This is a genomic window from Sphingomonas sp. 77B (assembly GCF_056497825.1).
Genome location: NZ_JBWMBY010000001.1, coordinates 3,530,963 through 3,547,409, shown reverse-complemented (window position 1 = coordinate 3,547,409; position 16,447 = coordinate 3,530,963). Strand labels below are relative to the sequence as shown.

Annotated in this window: 22 protein-coding genes and 1 pseudogene; 13 read left to right on the top strand and 10 right to left on the bottom strand. The window is 65.9% G+C overall.

Going from position 1 to position 16,447, the window contains the following annotated elements; genetic code table 11:
• Positions 1 to 64 precede the first annotated feature (64 nt).
• Both AC1GI4_RS16715 and AC1GI4_RS16710 read left to right on the top strand, forming a co-directional pair.
• The gene (locus AC1GI4_RS16715; RefSeq protein WP_479630243.1) at positions 65 to 523 is read left to right on the top strand and encodes a GNAT family N-acetyltransferase; all 459 of its coding nucleotides are present in this window, start codon (positions 65 to 67) and stop codon (positions 521 to 523) included.
• A gap of 73 nt (positions 524 to 596) precedes the next feature.
• Entirely contained in the window at positions 597 to 1,238 is a 642-nt protein-coding gene (locus AC1GI4_RS16710; protein ID WP_479630242.1) for a peptidylprolyl isomerase, read from the top strand.
• A 405-nt stretch (positions 1,239 to 1,643) separates the two neighbouring features.
• Here AC1GI4_RS16710 and rplS read toward each other — a convergent pair whose 3' ends face one another.
• From rplS to AC1GI4_RS16690, 4 genes and pseudogenes are all read right to left on the bottom strand, one after another.
• Complete coding sequence (gene rplS, locus AC1GI4_RS16705) at positions 1,644 to 2,036, bottom strand: 50S ribosomal protein L19 (RefSeq protein WP_294274420.1); 393 nt, start codon at positions 2,034 to 2,036, stop codon at positions 1,644 to 1,646.
• Positions 2,037 to 2,051: 15 nt separating this feature from the next.
• Positions 2,052 to 2,767, bottom strand: a pseudogene (gene trmD, locus AC1GI4_RS16700) (tRNA (guanosine(37)-N1)-methyltransferase TrmD); the annotation flags it as partial.
• Positions 2,764 to 3,138, bottom strand: coding sequence for a type II toxin-antitoxin system VapC family toxin (locus AC1GI4_RS16695; protein ID WP_294274424.1), 375 nt, complete (start codon positions 3,136 to 3,138; stop codon positions 2,764 to 2,766). The gene AC1GI4_RS16695 and the pseudogene trmD, both read right to left, overlap by 4 nt.
• A gap of 4 nt (positions 3,139 to 3,142) precedes the next feature.
• Positions 3,143 to 3,415 (bottom strand): AbrB/MazE/SpoVT family DNA-binding domain-containing protein, encoded by a 273-nt coding sequence (locus AC1GI4_RS16690; protein WP_479630241.1) that lies wholly within the window; start codon positions 3,413 to 3,415, stop codon positions 3,143 to 3,145.
• 86 nt (positions 3,416 to 3,501) lie between these two features.
• Here AC1GI4_RS16690 and AC1GI4_RS16685 point away from each other — a divergent pair, with 86 nt between their 5' ends.
• On the top strand, positions 3,502 to 4,410 hold the full coding sequence (locus tag AC1GI4_RS16685; RefSeq protein WP_479630240.1) for an NAD(P)/FAD-dependent oxidoreductase: 909 nt from the start codon (positions 3,502 to 3,504) through the stop codon (positions 4,408 to 4,410).
• On the opposite strand, the gene rimM is transcribed toward AC1GI4_RS16685, so the two are convergent.
• From rimM to ffh, 3 genes are all read right to left on the bottom strand, one after another.
• Positions 4,400 to 4,960, bottom strand: a complete 561-nt coding sequence (gene rimM / locus AC1GI4_RS16680; RefSeq protein WP_479630239.1) for a ribosome maturation factor RimM — start codon at positions 4,958 to 4,960, stop codon at positions 4,400 to 4,402. The genes AC1GI4_RS16685 and rimM overlap by 11 nt on opposite strands.
• 152 nt (positions 4,961 to 5,112) lie before the next feature.
• Positions 5,113 to 5,499: a 30S ribosomal protein S16 gene (gene rpsP / locus AC1GI4_RS16675; RefSeq protein WP_007404083.1), complete on the bottom strand. Its 387-nt coding sequence runs from the start codon at positions 5,497 to 5,499 to the stop codon at positions 5,113 to 5,115.
• Between the two features lie 57 nt (positions 5,500 to 5,556).
• Positions 5,557 to 7,080 carry a signal recognition particle protein gene (gene ffh / locus AC1GI4_RS16670; RefSeq protein ID WP_479630238.1) on the bottom strand — a complete coding sequence of 508 codons (1,524 nt, stop codon included), beginning with the start codon at positions 7,078 to 7,080 and terminating at the stop codon, positions 5,557 to 5,559.
• Positions 7,081 to 7,333: 253 nt separating this feature from the next.
• On the opposite strand from ffh, the gene AC1GI4_RS16665 reads away from it, so the two are divergent.
• Complete coding sequence (locus AC1GI4_RS16665; RefSeq protein WP_479630237.1) at positions 7,334 to 8,875, top strand: putative bifunctional diguanylate cyclase/phosphodiesterase; 1,542 nt, start codon at positions 7,334 to 7,336, stop codon at positions 8,873 to 8,875.
• On the opposite strand, the gene AC1GI4_RS16660 is transcribed toward AC1GI4_RS16665, so the two are convergent.
• Positions 8,850 to 9,425 (bottom strand): DUF924 family protein, encoded by a 576-nt coding sequence (locus AC1GI4_RS16660; RefSeq protein ID WP_479630236.1) that lies wholly within the window; start codon positions 9,423 to 9,425, stop codon positions 8,850 to 8,852. The genes AC1GI4_RS16665 and AC1GI4_RS16660 overlap by 26 nt on opposite strands.
• Here AC1GI4_RS16660 and mtaB point away from each other — a divergent pair.
• The 3 genes from mtaB to AC1GI4_RS16645 are packed head-to-tail and all read left to right on the top strand — an operon-like array spanning position 9,424 to position 12,211.
• Positions 9,424 to 10,668 (top strand): tRNA (N(6)-L-threonylcarbamoyladenosine(37)-C(2))-methylthiotransferase MtaB, encoded by a 1,245-nt coding sequence (gene mtaB / locus AC1GI4_RS16655; RefSeq protein ID WP_479630235.1) that lies wholly within the window; start codon positions 9,424 to 9,426, stop codon positions 10,666 to 10,668. The genes AC1GI4_RS16660 and mtaB overlap by 2 nt on opposite strands.
• On the top strand, positions 10,665 to 11,600 hold the full coding sequence (ftsY, locus tag AC1GI4_RS16650) for a signal recognition particle-docking protein FtsY (protein ID WP_294274440.1): 936 nt from the start codon (positions 10,665 to 10,667) through the stop codon (positions 11,598 to 11,600). Before mtaB ends, ftsY begins: the two co-directional genes overlap by 4 nt.
• Complete coding sequence (locus AC1GI4_RS16645; RefSeq protein WP_294274442.1) at positions 11,597 to 12,211, top strand: septation protein A; 615 nt, start codon at positions 11,597 to 11,599, stop codon at positions 12,209 to 12,211. The genes ftsY and AC1GI4_RS16645 overlap by 4 nt, the downstream gene beginning before the upstream one ends.
• 145 nt (positions 12,212 to 12,356) lie before the next feature.
• On the opposite strand, the gene AC1GI4_RS16640 is transcribed toward AC1GI4_RS16645, so the two are convergent.
• Both AC1GI4_RS16640 and pspF read right to left on the bottom strand, forming a co-directional pair.
• Positions 12,357 to 12,968, bottom strand: coding sequence for a superoxide dismutase (locus AC1GI4_RS16640; RefSeq protein WP_294274444.1), 612 nt, complete (start codon positions 12,966 to 12,968; stop codon positions 12,357 to 12,359).
• 65 nt (positions 12,969 to 13,033) lie between these two features.
• Positions 13,034 to 14,080, bottom strand: coding sequence for a phage shock protein operon transcriptional activator (pspF, locus tag AC1GI4_RS16635; protein ID WP_294274446.1), 1,047 nt, complete (start codon positions 14,078 to 14,080; stop codon positions 13,034 to 13,036).
• Positions 14,081 to 14,255: 175 nt separating this feature from the next.
• Between pspF and AC1GI4_RS16630 the strand changes: the two genes are divergently transcribed.
• Genes AC1GI4_RS16630 through AC1GI4_RS16605 form a run of 6 tightly spaced genes read left to right on the top strand, consistent with a single transcriptional unit; the run spans position 14,256 to position 16,417 of the window.
• Positions 14,256 to 14,402: a hypothetical protein gene (locus AC1GI4_RS16630; RefSeq protein ID WP_294274448.1), complete on the top strand. Its 147-nt coding sequence runs from the start codon at positions 14,256 to 14,258 to the stop codon at positions 14,400 to 14,402.
• 31 nt (positions 14,403 to 14,433) lie between these two features.
• Positions 14,434 to 15,102 (top strand): phage shock protein PspA, encoded by a 669-nt coding sequence (pspA, locus tag AC1GI4_RS16625; RefSeq protein WP_007404037.1) that lies wholly within the window; start codon positions 14,434 to 14,436, stop codon positions 15,100 to 15,102.
• A gap of 1 nt (position 15,103) precedes the next feature.
• The gene (gene pspB, locus AC1GI4_RS16620) at positions 15,104 to 15,394 is read left to right on the top strand and encodes an envelope stress response membrane protein PspB (protein ID WP_294274450.1); all 291 of its coding nucleotides are present in this window, start codon (positions 15,104 to 15,106) and stop codon (positions 15,392 to 15,394) included.
• 1 nt (position 15,395) lies between these two features.
• Complete coding sequence (gene pspC / locus AC1GI4_RS16615; RefSeq protein ID WP_294274451.1) at positions 15,396 to 15,779, top strand: envelope stress response membrane protein PspC; 384 nt, start codon at positions 15,396 to 15,398, stop codon at positions 15,777 to 15,779.
• A gap of 41 nt (positions 15,780 to 15,820) precedes the next feature.
• Entirely contained in the window at positions 15,821 to 16,117 is a 297-nt protein-coding gene (locus AC1GI4_RS16610; protein WP_479630234.1) for a hypothetical protein, read from the top strand.
• A 12-nt stretch (positions 16,118 to 16,129) separates the two neighbouring features.
• Complete coding sequence (locus tag AC1GI4_RS16605) at positions 16,130 to 16,417, top strand: hypothetical protein (RefSeq protein ID WP_294274458.1); 288 nt, start codon at positions 16,130 to 16,132, stop codon at positions 16,415 to 16,417.
• Positions 16,418 to 16,447: the final 30 nt, after the last annotated feature.

Sequence of the window (16,447 nt, the reverse complement as noted above, 5' to 3'; positions counted from 1 at the left end):
CTCCCCTGCAGGGGAGGGGCTTTCCTTGGTTTAACGCAACGTCATCACGGTCTAAGGGACTGACATGGATATTCGCCGAGACGATCCGACCGCGCCGCACGTCGCCGATCTGCTTGCCTATCACCTGCGCGATATGCGCGCCGAGGCGGAAGACTTTTCCTTCGCGCTCGACGCCTCCGCGTTGGCCAATCCCCGCATTTCCTTTTGGACGATCTGGGACGGCCCCGCGCTGGCTGGTTTCGCCGCGTTGAAGCAACTGGACGCCCGGCATGGCGAAGTGAAATCCATGCGGGTCGCGCCCGGCTTTCTGGGCCGGGGTATCGGCCGTACGCTGCTCAACCATGTCATCGCGGAGGCCCGGCGTCGCGATTATGATCGGATCAGCCTGGAAACGGGGACCACTTCGGCATACCAGCCTGCCGTCGCGCTCTATCGCAGCGCGGGTTTCCAATCCTGCGATGCCTTTGCCGATTACCGGGCGAGCCCGCACAATCAGTTCTTCACGCACGATCTGACCGCCTGATCGGTGCCGCCACTCGGCGCATCCGGTGGCTTTGGGCTCCACAATCGGGCCCGAGGACGATAATTGCCGCCGGATGAAACGCCTGCTCCCGCTGCTCGCCCTGCTGATCGCAGCCGCCCCCGCCAACCAGAATGTGCCCCGCCCCGGCACTGTCCGGGTGCAGCTCAACACCTCGGAGGGACCGATCGTCGTCGCGCTCGACACGCGGCATGCGCCCGCGACGAGCAGGAACTTCCTCGCCTATGTCGACGATGGCCGGTTCGACGGCACCAGCTTCTACCGCGCGGCACGGGACAAGCGCGACCCCAAGAAGGGCTTCGTGCAGGGCGGCATCCGCACCGATGCCCGCCGCATCCTGCCCCCCTTCCCGCTGGAGACGACGGCCAAGACCGGGATCAAGCATCTCGATGCCACCATCTCGATGGCGCGGGGGAGCACGCCGTCGTCGGCGGGCGGCAATTTCTTCATCACCGTAGGCCCGACGCCCGGCATGGACGCGCGGCCCGGCTATGACGGCTATGCCGCATTCGGCCATGTCGTCGCGGGCATGGAGACGGTGAAGAAGATCCTCGCCAAGCCCTCGGGTGGCGGACAGGACGCGATGAAGGGACAGATGATCCTGAAGCCCGTCACGCTGATCTCCGCCAAGCGGCTGGACGGCAAGCCGCAGCCAACGAAGGAGCCGCGCATGTGGCTCTATAACTTCGGCGGGTAGACGCCCCCTCTCTAACGCTCGTTCAGCCTGAGCGAAGTCGAAGGCCACGCATAAGCATCCGCGACACGGCGGACCTATGGCTCGTTAGAGCAAGATGACATGAGATGAACCCACCCCTCCCCTTCAGGGGAGGGGCCGGGGGTGGGGCGCCTCCGCAAGCGTGCGGCCCGTAGCGAGGCCCCACCCCAACCCCTCCCCTGAAGGGGAGGGGCTCGCCTTGGTTCAAGGCAACGTCATCACGGTCTAAATACAAAACCCCTTGGCCTTCGACTTCGCTCAGGCTGAACGGAGGGCGGTATTTCTGGCCCGGCTGGACGGAGGATTGGAGCAGAAAAAAAGGGCGGCGGCACCGCGTGGTGCCACCGCCCCTTCCCTGTCGAACCGATAGGCGGTTCGCAGCGCCGATTACTCGGCGGCTGCGGTGCCCTTGGCCGGACGCGTGTCGCGACGCTCGGCGATACGCGCCGACTTGCCGGTGCGGCCACGCAGATAGTACAGCTTGGCACGACGCACAGCGCCCTTGCGGACGACATCGATCGAGTCGATGTTCGGCGAATAAAGCGGGAAGACGCGCTCCACGCCCTCACCGAAGGAGATCTTGCGGACGGTGAACGACGAGCCCATGCCCTTGTTCGAGCGGGCGATGCAGACGCCCTCATAGAACTGGACGCGGGTGCGCTCGCCTTCGACGACCTTCACACCGACCTTCAGCGTGTCGCCGGGGCGGAATTCCGGGATCTTCTTCGTCTCGTTGAACTTGGCGATCTGCTCAGCTTCGATCTGCTGGATCACGTTCATGACACTATTCCTCAATCGTCGCCGCGCGCCAGAGGGCGACCGACCCGAACGCCCTCATGACGTTCCCAAAGGTCCGGCCGCCTTGACCGTGTATCCTCGCAAGCCATGGCATGACGCCATTTTGCGATTTTCGCATGATCCCCCGATCGCAGCACTTCAGGGATCGTGCGCCCTTCCCACTCAGCAGGTCGGGTATATTGCGGATATTCAAGGAGGCCGCTTTCGAAGCTTTCCTCGACTCCACTGGAAGCCGCGCCCATTACGCCGGGAAGCAGCCGAACGCAAGCGTCGAGCAGCACCAGCGCGCCCATCTCGCCCCCCGACAGGATGTAGTCGCCGATCGAAACCTGTTCGATCCCGCGCGCCTCGAACAGGCGCTCGTCGAATCCCTCGAACCGGCCGCACAGCACGGTGACACCCGGCCCCGCCGCGATTTCGCGCACGCGCGGCTGGGTCAAGGGGCGCCCACGCGGCGTCATCGCCAGCACGGGCCGGTCGTCGGCGACCGAGTCGACCGCCGCCGCCAGCACATCGGCGCGCAGCACCATGCCCGCGCCGCCCCCCGCAGGCGTGTCGTCGACCGAGCGATGCTTGTCGGTGGCGAAATCGCGGATCTGCACCGCCTCCAGCGCCCAGCGATCCTCGCGCAGCGCCCGCCCCGCCAGCGAATGGCCCAGAGGTCCGGGAAACATCTCAGGGTAGAGCGTCAATATTGTCGCGCGGAAGGTCACAGCGTCCAGTTCTCGATCGTCAGGCCGGGGATGTCGGCGAAGTCGGCTTCGTTGTCGGTGATGACCGTGCTGCCCAGACTGAGAGCATGGGCTGCGAGCAGCCGATCGAACCGACCGCGGCGAAAGGGAAGCTGCGCATAGCAGCGTGCGGCGGCCTCGTCGAACGGCAGGATCGGCATTTGCGTCGTCAGTTGCTGCAACTGCCTCTCCAATGGCGGCTTGCCATGCCGTACGCCAAGTGCCAGTTCGGCGAAAACGATGCTCGACAAGCCGATCGCGCCTACCGGCGTCGCCGCTATGCGTTCCAGCAACGCCGGATACTCGCCCGCAAACAGGAAGATGCAGCAGTTTGTATCGATCAGATAACGCACTGCCTTACGCATCCTTGCCCTTCAGCAGGTGCCATGGCCGCTCGGGATCATCAAACTCGCGCTCTTCAGGCGTAAACGGCTTTAGCCATGGCAGCGATCCCGCAATCCCGGTCAGGTCGATCGTCTTGGGCGACACCTGAACGGGCTCGAACACATAGCGGCCCTGTTCCTCACGCAACGTCATCTCGGTGCCCTCGGCCAGGCCCAGCGCAGCGGGCAGGCGCAGCGCGAGCGAATTGCCCGAGCGGAAGACCTTTGCCTGATAGTCCTTGCCCATGTCACCTCCGTATATACGTCACGTATATACATGATCCGACGCAGAGTGCCAAGGAACGTTGCGCCGCCTGAGGCTTTGCCCCCGCCATGGACGATTGCATCATCATCGGCGCGGGGCCTGCGGGGCTGACCGCCGCGATCTATCTGGCACGCTATCACCTGCGCATCCACATGTTCGACAGCGGGTCAAGCCGGGCAGCGATGATCCCCTGCACGCATAATCATGCCGGGTTCCCGGAGGGGATCAGCGGCAAGGCCCTGCTGTCACGCATGCACGACCAGGCCCGTCGTTATGGCGCGCATTGTACGCCGCACCGGGTCACGGCGATCCTGCCCGAGGATGGTCATCTCCGGGTCGTCACCGACGAGCGCGAATATGCCACCCGAACCGTCCTGCTCGCCACGGGCGTGGTCAATCACCGCCCCCGCAAGCTCCTGCCCGAGGTGCACGATCCGGCGCTGGAGCGGGGCCTGATCCGCTATTGCCCGGTCTGTGACGGCTATGAGGTCACCGACAAGCGTGTCGGCGTCATCGGCACCAGCGACCATGGCATGCGCGAGGCCTTGTTCCTACGCGGTTTCACCCAGGACGTGACGCTGATCGCGCCCGATGCCGCACACGACCTCGATCCCCAATGCGCCAAGGCTCTCGACGAAGCAGGCGTCGCACATATTGACGGTCCCTGCGGCGGCTGGGCGATCGAGGGGGACCAGATCGCGCTCGACACGGCGAATGGGCGGATGCGATTCGATAGCGTGTACCCCGCAATGGGTTCGCGCATCCGGTCGGAACTGGCGGTATCGGCGGGTGCCAAGGCGGACCCGAGTGGATGCCTGGAGGTCGACGATCACCAGCGGACGTCGGTGCCCGGCCTGTTCGCGGCAGGCGATGTCGTCAAGGGGCTGGATCAGATCAGCCACGCCATGGGCGAGGCCGGGGTCGCGGCCACGACGATCCGCAACCTGCTGAACGAGCAATCGCCGATCAGGCGATGAAGGCGCGATCCACGATCAGGCGGTTCTCATCCCATTCGGGCACGGCCTGCGCGTTCATCGGCACCATGAACCGGCGGCCGTCGGAGCGCTCGATTTCCAGCACGTCGCCCGCACCGAAATTCTCGATCAGCGCGACGTGGCCGAGTTCCTCGCCATCGCTGGCGATCGCGGACAGGCCGATAATGTCGGCATGATAATATTCGCCCTCCTCCAGCGGAGGCAGGGCGGAGCGCGGCACCGTCAGCTCCGTGCCGCGAAGCGCCTCGGCGGCGTTGCGGTCGGTGACCTCGGCGAAGCGCGCAATGACGCCGTTGGAACCGTCACGCGCCGACTTCAGCGTCAGCGCGCCGTCATTGAACGCGCGATAGTCCGACAGGTCGTCGGCAAAAACCTTGAGCCGAACCTCGCCCGTAATGCCGTGCGCGCCGACGATCACCGCCAGCGTGACGCGCGGCTCACCCGTTGGGCGAGTCGCCGTCCCCGTCGGGGGCGTCGTTGCCGCCTTCGGCGGGGTCTGGCGCGGAGACGCCTTGGTTGGTCGCGTCGTCATGGTCGTCGGGTGCGGTCCGGGGATCGGGTTCGGTCGGCGGGGTCATGCGCTATCTCCTAGGCCAAGGGCTTGGGGAAACGCATGACCCCGCATTCCGATGCCATGGGCGGGCGGGATCTCGATCGATCGCCGCCCGCACAAGGCCGAAGCGATTACGCCTCGGCGGTTTCTTCGGCCGGAGCGTTGGCGGCTTCCTGAGCGGCCTTCAGCTTCTCGGCACGCTCTTCGGCGCGCTCGGTGGCCTTTTCGCCGGGCTTCGCCTTGTTCGGGTTGTTGCGAGCGGCGCGCTCACGAACGCCGGCGGCGTCCAGGAAGCGGGCGACGCGGTCGGTCGGCTGCGCACCATTGGCCAGCCAGTGCTTCGCGCGCTCGGCGTCGAGCTGCACGCGCTGGTCATTGTCCTTGGCGAGGAGCGGGTTGTAGTTGCCGATCTTCTCGATGAACTTGCCGTCGCGCGGCGCACGGGCGTCGGCCACCACGATGCGGTAGTAAGGGCGCTTCTTCGAGCCACCACGCGACAGACGAATGCTGAGAGCCATATTTCAGTCCTTGGAGTAAAAAGTTCAGATTACCGGCAATTCCGTCCGGCGCGGGGGTTATTTCTTCTTCAGAAGATTTTCGAAGCCGGGGGGCAGTTTCGGCATGCCCTCGGGCAGCTTGCCGCCGCCCGCACCCATGCCGCCGATGCCCGGCAGGCCGCCGCCGCCACCCGCCTTGTTGAGCATCTCGCCCATCTGCGGGCCGCCCAGCGCGTTGCCCAGGCCGCCAAGGCCGCCCTTGCCAAGCATCGACATCATGCCCTTGATGCCGCCCATCTTCTTGATCTTCTTCATCGCCGTGGCCATCTCCTGATGCATCTTCAGGAGCTTGTTCACGTCCTGCACCGTGGTGCCGGACCCCTTGGCGATGCGGATCTTGCGCTTGGCGTTGACCAGCTCGGGCTTGGCCCGCTCCTTGACCGTCATCGAGGTGATGATTGCGTCCATGCGGAGCAGGATCTTGTCGCCACCGGCATCGTTCAGCGCATTCTGCGCCTTCTTCATGCCCGGCATCATGCCCGCCAGCGCGCCCAGCCCGCCCATGCGGCGCATCTGCGCCAGCTGGCCGCGCAGGTCGTTCAGATCGAACTGCCCCTTGGCCATTTTCATGGCCATGCGCTCGGCATCTTCCTGCTGGATCGTCTCGGCGGCGCGCTCGACCAGCGACACGACGTCGCCCATGCCGAGGATACGACCCGCGACGCGTTCCGGGTGGAAGGCCTCCAGCGCGTCCATCTTCTCGCCGACACCGGCGAACTTGATGGGCTTGCCGGTGACGGCCCGCATCGACAGCGCCGCACCGCCGCGCGCATCGCCGTCCATGCGGGTCAGCACCACGCCGGTCAGCGGCACCTGCTCGGAGAAGCTGGTCGCGACGTTCACCGCGTCCTGGCCGGTCAGCGAGTCGACGACAAGCAGGATTTCCTGAGGCTGGGCGATCTCCGCCACCGCCTTCATCTCATCCATCAGCGCCTGGTCGACGTGCAGGCGACCGGCGGTGTCGAGCATCAGGACGTCATAGCCCTGGAGCTTGGCGGCCTGCATCGCCCGGCGTGCGATCTCGACCGGCTGCTGCCCGGCAATGATCGGCAGGGTCGACACCTCGACCTGGGTGCCCAGCGTCGCCAGCTGCTCCTGCGCGGCAGGGCGATTGACGTCGAGCGACGCCATCAGCACCTTCTTGCGATCGCGGCCCATCGCCCCGCCCGACAGCCGCTTGGCGATCTTGGCGGTGGTGGTGGTCTTACCCGAACCCTGAAGGCCGACCATCATCACGACGGCGGGCGGCGTGACGTCGAGCAGCAGCTCGCTGGCATCCGCGCCCAGCATCGCCACCAGCGCGTCATGGACGATCTTGACGACCTGCTGGCCCGGGGTGATCGAGCGCAGGACGTTCTGGCCGATCGCCTGTTCAGTGACCTTGTCGACGAAATCGCGTGCGACAGGCAGTGCGACGTCGGCTTCCAAGAGCGCCACGCGCACTTCGCGCATCGCGGTGCGGACATCCGCCTCGGTCAGCGCGCCACGGCCGCGAAGGCGGTCGAATACGCCGCCAAGCCGATCGCTCAAGCTGTCGAACATCGCCTCACCTCGTCAAACCCGAGCCGAAAATTTCGGCCCAAAAACCCGTGTCGCACCGCCAAACGCAAAAGCGCCGGCGGGCGAAACCTCGCCGGCCAGCGTGCACCCTTGGGCGCTTCACTTTCACATTCCGAAACGGAACTTGGGGCCGCTCTTAGGGCAAGATACGGATCGGCGCAAGCCATGCGCAATCGGACCCGATCGGACAGCCGCGTTAACCTATTGTACACACCTCACATGCGACCGCTATGCCATGCACGGGTCGCGCCCCATCGTTGCCAACACGCCTGCTTCGGCCCGCTTCTCGGGCGCTGCGGTGGCGGGCGGCGTCCTGTTGCTGGCGGTCGCCATCGTCCTGATCCAGCTGGGGCTGGACCTTCCCGCCAAGATCATCCTGTCGGCGACCGCGATCGCCGCGATCGTCGTGCACTGGCGAATGCCCGCATCGCCCGCCCGCTCGCCCGATGCCGAGCAGATCGATCCCCTGACCGGGCTGACCAACCGCCGCTATTTCCATGATGCGGGCCAGGGCATGATCGAAAGCGTCCAGCGCCGCCATCGCGGCATCGCGCTGATGCTCGTCGATATCGACCGTTTCCGCGCCATTGCCGGATCGCTGGGCCATGAGGCGGGCGACCTGCTGCTGCGCCATATCGCCAAGACCATTCGCGACGAAGCCCCGTCGGAGGCGATCGTCGCCCGGTTCGAGGGCGATTGCTTCGGCTGCCTCATCCCCTTCGACCCGCGCGGCCGCGACCGGGTGGAGCGGCTCGCCGAACGGCTGGCGGTACGGCTTGGTCAGCCGGTGCGGCTGGTCGAGCAGGAGCTGACGCCCCGCGCCGCCATCGCGCTGACCCGCATCGATGACGGGACTGCGACGATCGACCGTCTTGTCCGCCAGGCCGACCTGGCGCTGATCGCCGCCAAGGCGCGCAATGACGGAAAGCCGCTGTGGTTCGCCCCCGCGATGGAAGAGGCGATGGCCGAGCGCAACGCCATCATCACCGACCTGCGCGCCGCGCTGGCCAATGGCGATATCCAGCCCCGGTTCGAGGCGCAGGTCGATCTGGGCACGGCGCGCCTGACCGGGTTCGAGGTGTCGGGGCATTGGGATCATCCCAGCCTGGGCGCGATGACCGCCGAGCGCTTCATGCCCGTGGCCGAGGCTTGCGGCCTGTCGGGCGAGGTGTCGCTGTCCCTGATGCGACAGGCGCTCGCGGCCGCGCGCGACTGGGACCCGTCGATCACCCTGTCGATCCCGCTGGCCGCATCGCAATTCCAGGATGCTTGGCTGGCCCAGAAGGTCATCAAGACGCTGACCGAGTGCGGCTTCCCCGCGCACCGGCTGGAGATCGAGATCACCGAGAATGCGCTGTTCGCCAATCTGGCGCTGGCGCAGTCGATCGTCATAAGCCTGAAGAACCAGGGCATCGCCCTGGCGCTCGACGCGTTCGGGCGCGGCTATTCCAGCCTTGCGCATCTGCGCGCGCTGCCCTTCGACCGGGTGCGGATCGATCCCGATTTCATTCGCAACATGGCCGCCGACCCCGATTGCTGCGCGATCGTGACCGCCATCGTCAATCTGGGCGACAGCCTGCACCTGCCGATCGCCGCCAAGGGCGTGCGCGACCTGGACATCGAAATGCGGCTGCGCGACATCGGCTGCTCGCACGGCCAGGGCTCGCTCTACGGCCCGCCGCTCGATCTGGCCCAGGTGCGTCAGCTGCTGGCGGAAAAGCGCCTGTTGGCGGGAATTTCCGCCTCGCCCCTCACCAGCCCGCGTCTGGCTGGCTGAGATAGTCGCGCTCCGCCGGGGTCGATGCACGACCCAGGGCAGCATTTCGGCTGGGGTAACGACCGTAAAGCCGGATCACCTCGCGATGGTCGCGCGCGAAGGAAAGATTCTGCTCCCGCCCCAGCTCGGTGAATTTGGCGACGCTCAGATCCTGCATCGCACGCGACTCGGCATGCATCAGCGGCATATAGACAAAGGCCAGCCGCTCGGGCGGATAATGGTCCTCCCACCCCGCATCGATCGCGGTCAGACAAAGGTCCAGCGCCAGCGGGTCGGCGGCATAGGCCTGCGCCGATCCCCGGTGCAGGTTGCGCGAGAACTGGTCGAGCAGCAGGATCGCGGCCAGCAGCGTGTCGGGATCGTCACGCCAGCCGATCGCCTCGGTCGCCAGCACCTGATCGCGAAGCGCGCCAAAGCGCTCGGCGATCTCCCGGTCGAGCGCATCGTTCTTCGCGAAATGCTTTTCGGGGGCCAGCCCGAACCAGAAGTCGAGCACGGCCTGCGCGTCCGCGTGGACACGTCGTTCATCCATCCCTAGATCGGCGGTCATGTCGTCCCTCCCTGGACCCGAGATTATCAGTTTGGGCTGTCGCCTGAACATCGCCGAAAGCGAAACGATCCGCGCGCTTGCCGCGGGGCGGGAGGAGCTGGTCGTCGTCAACAGCTGCGCCGTGACCAACGAAGCCGTCAAGCAGACCCGCGCCGCGATCCGCCGCGCGGCCAAGGCTCGGCCGGATGCGCAGATCGTCGTGACCGGCTGCGCGGCCCAGATCGACCCGGCCAGTTTCGCCGCCATGCCCGAAGTCGCGCGCGTGCTGGGCAATGCCGACAAGCTGCGCCCCGAAAGCTGGACCTCCGCCGAGCCGATGCTGGTTACCGATATGTCGCGCGTGGTCGAGACGGCGCCGCATCTGGTGTCGGCCTTTGCGGGCCATGCGCGCGCGTTCGTCGAGGTGCAGAATGGCTGCGACCATTCGTGCACCTTCTGCATCATCCCGACCGGGCGCGGGCCCAGCCGTTCGGTGCCGGCAAGCCTCGTGATCGACCGGATCGCACGCGCGGTGGAACTGGGCCACCGCGAGGTGGTGCTGACCGGCGTCGACCTGACCAGCTATGGGCACGACCTGCCCGGCCAGCCCAGCCTGGGCCTGCTGGTCGAGCGCATCCTGACCCATGTCCCCGCCCTGCCCCGGCTGCGCCTGTCCTCGCTCGACTCGATCGAGATCGACGACCGCCTGTTCGAGCTGGTGACGGGCGAGGCGCGGGTGATGCCGCATCTCCATCTCTCGCTCCAGGCGGGCAACGATCTGATCCTGAAGCGCATGAAGCGCCGCCATAGCCGCGCCCAGTCGGTCGCCATCGTCGAGCGGCTGCTGACCGCCCGGCCGGAGATCGCGATCGGCGCGGACCTCATCGCGGGATTCCCGACCGAGGACGAGGCGATGGCGGCGGACACGCTGGCGCTGATCGACGACGCCCGGATCGTCCACGCGCATATCTTTCCCTATTCGGCGCGCGACGGCACTCCGGCTGCGCGAATGCCCCAAGTGCCGCATCCCATTCGCCGCGAAAGGGCCGCGGCCTTGCGCGAAGCCGCCGCGCGCCGCCGTCGTGATTGGCTGGCGGCGCAGGTCGGCCAGACCCGCGACGTGCTGGTCGAGCGGCCGGGCACGCGCGGCCATGCACCCGACTTCGCCGACATTCATTTTACCCCCGCCACCGAACCGGGCCGCATCGCCCGCGTTCGGGTCACGGCGGCGACCGAAACCCATCTGATCGGACAATTGGCATGAGTTCTTCCTCCTCCTGGCACGAAAAGCTGCTCGGCGGTTTCCGTCGCACCTCGGATCGGCTGGTCGGCAATCTGGCGGGCCTGGGCACCGCGCGGCTCGACGAGAACACGCTCGACGAGATCGAGGAAGCGCTGATCGCCTCCGACCTTGGCCCCGAAACGGCGGGCCATATCCGTAACCGGCTGGCCGATGGCAGCTTCGAGCGGAACATGGAGGACCTTGGCATCCGCCTGGTCGTCGCCGAGGAGGTGGAGAAGGCACTCGCCAAGGTCGCGACGCCGCTGGAGATCGATGCCTTTCCCCGCCCGCAGGTGATCCTGGTCATCGGCGTCAACGGGTCGGGCAAGACGACGACCATCGCCAAACTGGCGCATCTGTTCATGGAGCAGGATTACGGCGTCATGCTGGCGGCGGGCGACACCTTCCGCGCCGCCGCGATCGGCCAGCTCGCCACCTGGGCCGAGCGGGTCGGCGTGCCGATCGTGTCGGGCAAGGAAGGCGGCGACGCGGCGGGCATCGTCTATGAGGCGGTGAAACAGGCGACCGCGACCGGCATCGACGTGCTGATCGTCGACACCGCCGGACGCCTCCAGAACAAGCGCGAGTTGATGGACGAACTGTCCAAGATCCGCCGTGTGCTGGGCCGCCTGAATCCCGAGGCGCCGCACGACATCCTGCTGGTCCTCGATGCCACCACCGGCCAGAACGCGCTCAACCAGATCGAGGTATTCAAGGACGTAGCGGGCGTCACCGGCCTGGTCATGACCAAGCTGGACGGCACCGCGCGCGGCGGCGTGCTGGTCGCGGCGGCGGAAAAATACGGCCTGCCCATCCACGCGATCGGTGTCGGCGAAGGCATGACCGACCTGCGTCCCTTCGACGCCAACGAGGTCAGCCGGATCATCGCCGGGATCGAAGGAGGTCGTAAGTGAACGCCCCCCGCAAGGAAGCCGGTGCCGGGCTGAAGGCCGGGATCGAATATGGCCCGCTGGTCCTCTTTTTCGCGGTCAATTTCCTCGCGCCGATCGGCGCGCTGACCCGCGTGCTGGTCGCCACGGGCGTCTTCATGGCGGCGACCGTGGTGGCGATGATCGTCAGCAAGGTGAAGCTCGGCCGCATCTCGCCGATGCTGTGGCTGTCGGGCGTGCTGGTCGTCGTATTCGGCGGCCTGACCCTCTATTTCCACGACGAGCGCTTCATCAAGATGAAGCCGACCATCGTCTATGCGATGTTCTCCGCGCTGCTTTTCTTCGGGCTGGCGACCGGGCGACCGCTGATCCAGATGGTGCTGGGCAATGTCTATCCGGGACTGACCGCGCTGGGCTGGCGCAAGCTGACTCGCAACTGGGCCTGCTTCTTCGCCTTCATGGCGGTGCTGAACGAGGCGGTGTGGCGCAATTCGAGCTGGGATTTCTGGGTCGGGTTCAAGCTGTGGGGCGCGATGCCGCTGACCATCCTGTTTGCGATCGCCAACATCCCCATGCTGTTGAAGCATGGCCTGAATGCGGAGGCCGCCAAGGTCGACGAACCGCCGGTGGAGTAATCACCGTCATTGCGAGCGTAGCGAAGCAATCCAGGGCGTCCTGGCGGGGAACTCTGGTTTGCTTCGCTACGCTCGCAATGACGGGCAAAAAAAGGGCGGCCCCGTCAGAGCCGCCCTTTTCCTTATCTGAAACGAATAGGCGAAATTACACCACCGCCGCCTCGTACCGGCGACCGGCTTCGTCCCAGTTCACCACGTCCCACCAGGCCTTCAGATAGCCCGGACGGTCGTTCATATATGTCAGGTAATAGGCGTGCTCCCACACGTCGTTCCCCAGGATCGGCGTGCCCTTGTCGGCCACGACGTCCATCAGGGGATTGTCCTGGTTCGGGGTCGAGGTGACCTTCAGCTTGCCCTCGGCATCCGCGATCACCCAGGCCCAGCCCGAACCGAACTGGCCCGCACCCTTAGTGTTGAACTCGTCCTTCAGCTTGTCGAGACCGCCGAACGCCTCGATCGCCTCGGCCAGCTTGCCCGAGGGCTGGGTCGTGCCGGGCTTGGTCATGATCTTCCAGAAGAAGTCATGGTTCCAGAAGCCGCCGCCATTGTTGCGCACGGCGGCCGGGGCCGACGAGATGTTGGCCAGGATGTCCTCGATCGACTTGCCCTGCAGCGACGTGTCGGCGGCGACCGCCTCGTTCAGCTTGTTGGTATAGGCGGCGTGGTGCTTGTCGTGGTGGAAGGTCATCGTCTCCTTGGAGATGACCGGCTCCAGCGTATCATAGTCGTACGGAAGGGGCGGCAGTTCGAAAGCCATCGTCAATGCTCCTTTGGGTTTGCCTGTGGCAACGCCAGAGCCTCCAAATGGCTCCCCCGACGCGGTTACGCAACCGTTCCGATCAGATCGTGGCGACGAAGCGCATGGCGAAGCTGGTCGTAGGACAGCCCCAGCGCCTCGGCGGTCGTTCGCTGATTAAAGCGATTGTCGGCCAGCGCCTTGGTCAGCAGCTCGCGCTCGAACCGGGCGACGCGCGACTTGAAGTCGGACGGACCGACGTCGCAGGCCGCCACCTCGTCGCCGTCGCTCACCGGATCGGCGGAGGCGGGCGCGCTCCCCTGCTCGCTGCGGGCGGCGGCGGGTGACTGGCCCTGCGGGCGATAGGGAGAGCGGAACGGGTCGATCTCGATCGCATCGACCGGCCCTTCGCGGTCCCAGCGATAGACGGCGCGCTCGACGACGTTGCGAAGCTCGCGGACATTGCCGGGCCAGCGATGCTCCATCAGTGCATCCGTCGCCGCCGCCCCGAAGCCGGGCCACTCATTCCAGCCGATCTCGGCCGCCATGCGCCGCCCGAAATGATTGGCCAGCACCATGATGTCGCTCTTGCGCGCCCGTAAGGGAGGCAGCGTCACGACCTCGAAGCACAGCCGGTCGAGCAGGTCCGCGCGAAACTGATGCGCGGCGACCTTGTCGGGCAGATGCTCGTTGGTCGCCGCCACGATACGCACATCGACACGCAAGGGCCGCGAAGAACCGATCCGCGTCACCTCGCCATATTCGACCGCGCGCAGCAGCCGGTCCTGCGCCGCCATCGACAAGGTGCCGAGTTCGTCGAGGAACAGCGTGCCCCCGCTCGCCTCCTCGAACCGCCCCGCCCGCGCCTTGGTCGCGCCGGTGAAGGCCCCTGCCTCATGGCCGAAAAGCTCGGCCTCGATCAGCGTCTCGGGCAGCGCGGCGCAGTTCATGATGACCAAGGGCTGGTCCCAGCGCCCGCTCAGCCGGTGCAGACGCTCGGCGACCAGTTCCTTGCCGGTCCCGCGCTCGCCGATGACCAGCACCGGACGGTCGAGCGCGGCGGCGCGGCTGGCCCGTTCCAGCGCGTCCAGAAAGGCCCCCGACTGGCCGATGACCTGACTCGTTCGCTCCATTCCCAACAGGTGGCGGATTTTCCCAAGCCTTGGCAAGAGGGCAATCGTTGTTTGATCGCAACTATTTTCAAAACCCGCGGATTTCCGCCATTTTTGAAACTGGCACGCCTCCTGCAATGCTTCCGGCATCCCGCCAACGAGCGGATCGAGACAAGACAATCAGGGAGTTTCCACCATGTTCGCCACCACCTTCAGCCGCCAGATCGCCGCCATCGCCTGCACCGTCGTGATGAGCGCCACCTGCCTGATGGGCGCCCTCGCCCCCGCGCATGTCGCCGCCACCCAGACTTCGGTTGCGGCGATCGAGGCACCGACCGCATAATCCCCGAATAGCCGCCATCAAGGAGTATCCGATGGGCATTTTCTCCCGCACCCGCGACATCGTCGCCGCCAATTTCGCCGACCTGCTGGACAAGGCGGAAGACCCCGCGAAGATGATCCGCATGATCATCCTCGAAATGGAGGAAACGCTTGTCGAGGTGCGCGCCTCCGCCGCCCGCACGATCGCCGACCAGAAGGAAATCCGCCGCCACATCATGAAGCTGGACCAGCTTCAGGACAGCTGGACCGAAAAGGCCGAGCTGGCGCTGTCAAAGGACCGCGAGGATCTGGCCAAGGCCGCGCTGATCGAGCGCCAGAAGGCCGCCGACATGGCCGACCAGCTGAAGGCCGAAGTCCAGGTGCTCGACGATGCGCTGCGCGCGTCGGAAGAGGATATCGCCAAGCTGCAGAACAAGCTGCGCGAGGCGCGGACCAAGCAGAATGCGGTCCAGACCCGTCTGGAAAGCGCCAACAACCGCTATCGCCTGCGCGAGATGTGGAACGGCCCGAAGACGCACGACGCGTTCAGCCGCTTCGACGTGCTGGAGCGCAAGGTGGACGAGGCCGAGGGCCGCGCCGAAGCGCTGGGCCTGGGCGCGAACCCCAAGACGCTCGAGGACGAGATCGCCGAACTGCGTGCCTCCGACCGGGTCGATGCCGAACTCGCCGCGCTCAAGGCGCGCCTGAACAAGGGAGAGTGAGATGGAGGATATCGTCACCCCCGGCATCGCGATCACCACCATCTTCATCGCGCTGCCCTGGCTGATCCTGCACTATATGACGAAGTGGAAGCAGGCGCCCAAGATCACCCATGAGGACGAGCAGCTGCTCGACGAGCTCCACCTGCTCGCGCGCCGCCTGGAGGACCGGGTGAACACCGTCGAACGGATCGTCGCCGCCGACAATCCCAACTTCAAACCCGGTCTCCAGTCCGAATGGCGCCCCGAACCGCGCCTGGGCCAGACCGACTACAGCCTCGATCGGAGGAATTGAGATGACCGCCAGCCGCACCAATTTCTACCTCGACAAGCAGAATGCGAAGTTCAAAGGCGTCTGCTCGGGAATCGCCGACTATACGGGCGTCGATGTGATGTGGGTCCGCGTCGCCGCGGTCCTGCTCACCCTGACCGGGGTCGGCATGCCCTGGGTCCCGCTTGCCTATATGCTGATCGCATGGATGGCGACGGCCAAGCCGATCGGCCTCTACCAGTCGGCCGAGGACGCCAAGTTCTGGCAGGGCGTGCGCAGCAATCCGCGCCGCTCGACCGCCGAGGTCCGCTCGAAGTTCCGCGATCTCGACCGTCGCCTTGCCGATATCGAACTGCACTACACCAGCCGCAACCGCCAGCTGGCCGACGAGATCGACAGCCTGCGCTGAGAGAGCGCTGACACATCAACTATCCTATGGGAGTATGGATTATGGCTTGGGGAGGACCGGGTTTCGTCCTGGCTATCATCGCAATGTCGACGATCGGTTGGGTCGTCACAACCTGGATCCGTGCGAAGCACGGCTACAGCCTGGAAAATGACTGGGGCGGCATGACGCACAAGAACGACATCGCCGATGGCCGCAAGGTCGAACTGCTGACCGCCGAGAACCAGAAGCTGGTCGGCCAGGTCTCTCGACTGGAAGAGCGGATCGCGGTGCTGGAGCGCATCGCCACCGACCCCGCCGAGCGAACCGCGCGCGAAATCGATGCGCTGCGCGATCGCTGAGGGAGAAGGAAGATGCACGATTTTGCCATCCTGATCCCGCTCTTCGGCATCAGTTGCGGAATGGTCGCGATCATCGGCGGTGTCGTCGTCAAGCCCTGGTTTGCTTACCGCGAAAAGCGGCTGGCCACCGAAGCCTCGATGGTCGCGGAAAAGGCGGCGCAATATGCCGCCCAGACCGAACGGCTCGAACAGCGGGTCCGGGTGCTGGAGCGGATCGTCACCGACCGCGGCCTGGCGCTGAGCGACGAGATCGACGGCCTGCGGGTCCCAGGCGAGACGCCCGCCCGCATCGAACACTGACATAAGTATCTAGAGGGGAGTCACCGCTAT

Coding starts and splice junctions, on each gene's coding strand:
- AC1GI4_RS16690 (WP_479630241.1), bottom strand. CDS start 3,415: ATGGGCAAGGACTATCAGGCAAAGGTCTTCCGCTCGGGCAATTCGCTC.
- AC1GI4_RS16715 (WP_479630243.1), top strand. CDS start 65: ATGGATATTCGCCGAGACGATCCGACCGCGCCGCACGTCGCCGATCTG.
- pspC (WP_294274451.1), top strand. CDS start 15,396: ATGACCGCCAGCCGCACCAATTTCTACCTCGACAAGCAGAATGCGAAG.
- pspF (WP_294274446.1), bottom strand. CDS start 14,080: ATGGAGCGAACGAGTCAGGTCATCGGCCAGTCGGGGGCCTTTCTGGAC.
- rpsP (WP_007404083.1), bottom strand. CDS start 5,499: ATGGCTCTCAGCATTCGTCTGTCGCGTGGTGGCTCGAAGAAGCGCCCT.
- AC1GI4_RS16660 (WP_479630236.1), bottom strand. CDS start 9,425: ATGACCGCCGATCTAGGGATGGATGAACGACGTGTCCACGCGGACGCG.
- AC1GI4_RS16665 (WP_479630237.1), top strand. CDS start 7,334: ATGCACGGGTCGCGCCCCATCGTTGCCAACACGCCTGCTTCGGCCCGC.
- AC1GI4_RS16640 (WP_294274444.1), bottom strand. CDS start 12,968: ATGGCTTTCGAACTGCCGCCCCTTCCGTACGACTATGATACGCTGGAG.
- AC1GI4_RS16630 (WP_294274448.1), top strand. CDS start 14,256: ATGTTCGCCACCACCTTCAGCCGCCAGATCGCCGCCATCGCCTGCACC.
- AC1GI4_RS16710 (WP_479630242.1), top strand. CDS start 597: ATGAAACGCCTGCTCCCGCTGCTCGCCCTGCTGATCGCAGCCGCCCCC.
- pspA (WP_007404037.1), top strand. CDS start 14,434: ATGGGCATTTTCTCCCGCACCCGCGACATCGTCGCCGCCAATTTCGCC.
- AC1GI4_RS16610 (WP_479630234.1), top strand. CDS start 15,821: ATGGCTTGGGGAGGACCGGGTTTCGTCCTGGCTATCATCGCAATGTCG.
- mtaB (WP_479630235.1), top strand. CDS start 9,424: ATGTCGTCCCTCCCTGGACCCGAGATTATCAGTTTGGGCTGTCGCCTG.
- ffh (WP_479630238.1), bottom strand. CDS start 7,080: ATGTTCGACAGCTTGAGCGATCGGCTTGGCGGCGTATTCGACCGCCTT.
- AC1GI4_RS16685 (WP_479630240.1), top strand. CDS start 3,502: ATGGACGATTGCATCATCATCGGCGCGGGGCCTGCGGGGCTGACCGCC.
- rimM (WP_479630239.1), bottom strand. CDS start 4,960: ATGACGACGCGACCAACCAAGGCGTCTCCGCGCCAGACCCCGCCGAAG.
- AC1GI4_RS16605 (WP_294274458.1), top strand. CDS start 16,130: ATGCACGATTTTGCCATCCTGATCCCGCTCTTCGGCATCAGTTGCGGA.
- ftsY (WP_294274440.1), top strand. CDS start 10,665: ATGAGTTCTTCCTCCTCCTGGCACGAAAAGCTGCTCGGCGGTTTCCGT.
- pspB (WP_294274450.1), top strand. CDS start 15,104: ATGGAGGATATCGTCACCCCCGGCATCGCGATCACCACCATCTTCATC.
- rplS (WP_294274420.1), bottom strand. CDS start 2,036: ATGAACGTGATCCAGCAGATCGAAGCTGAGCAGATCGCCAAGTTCAAC.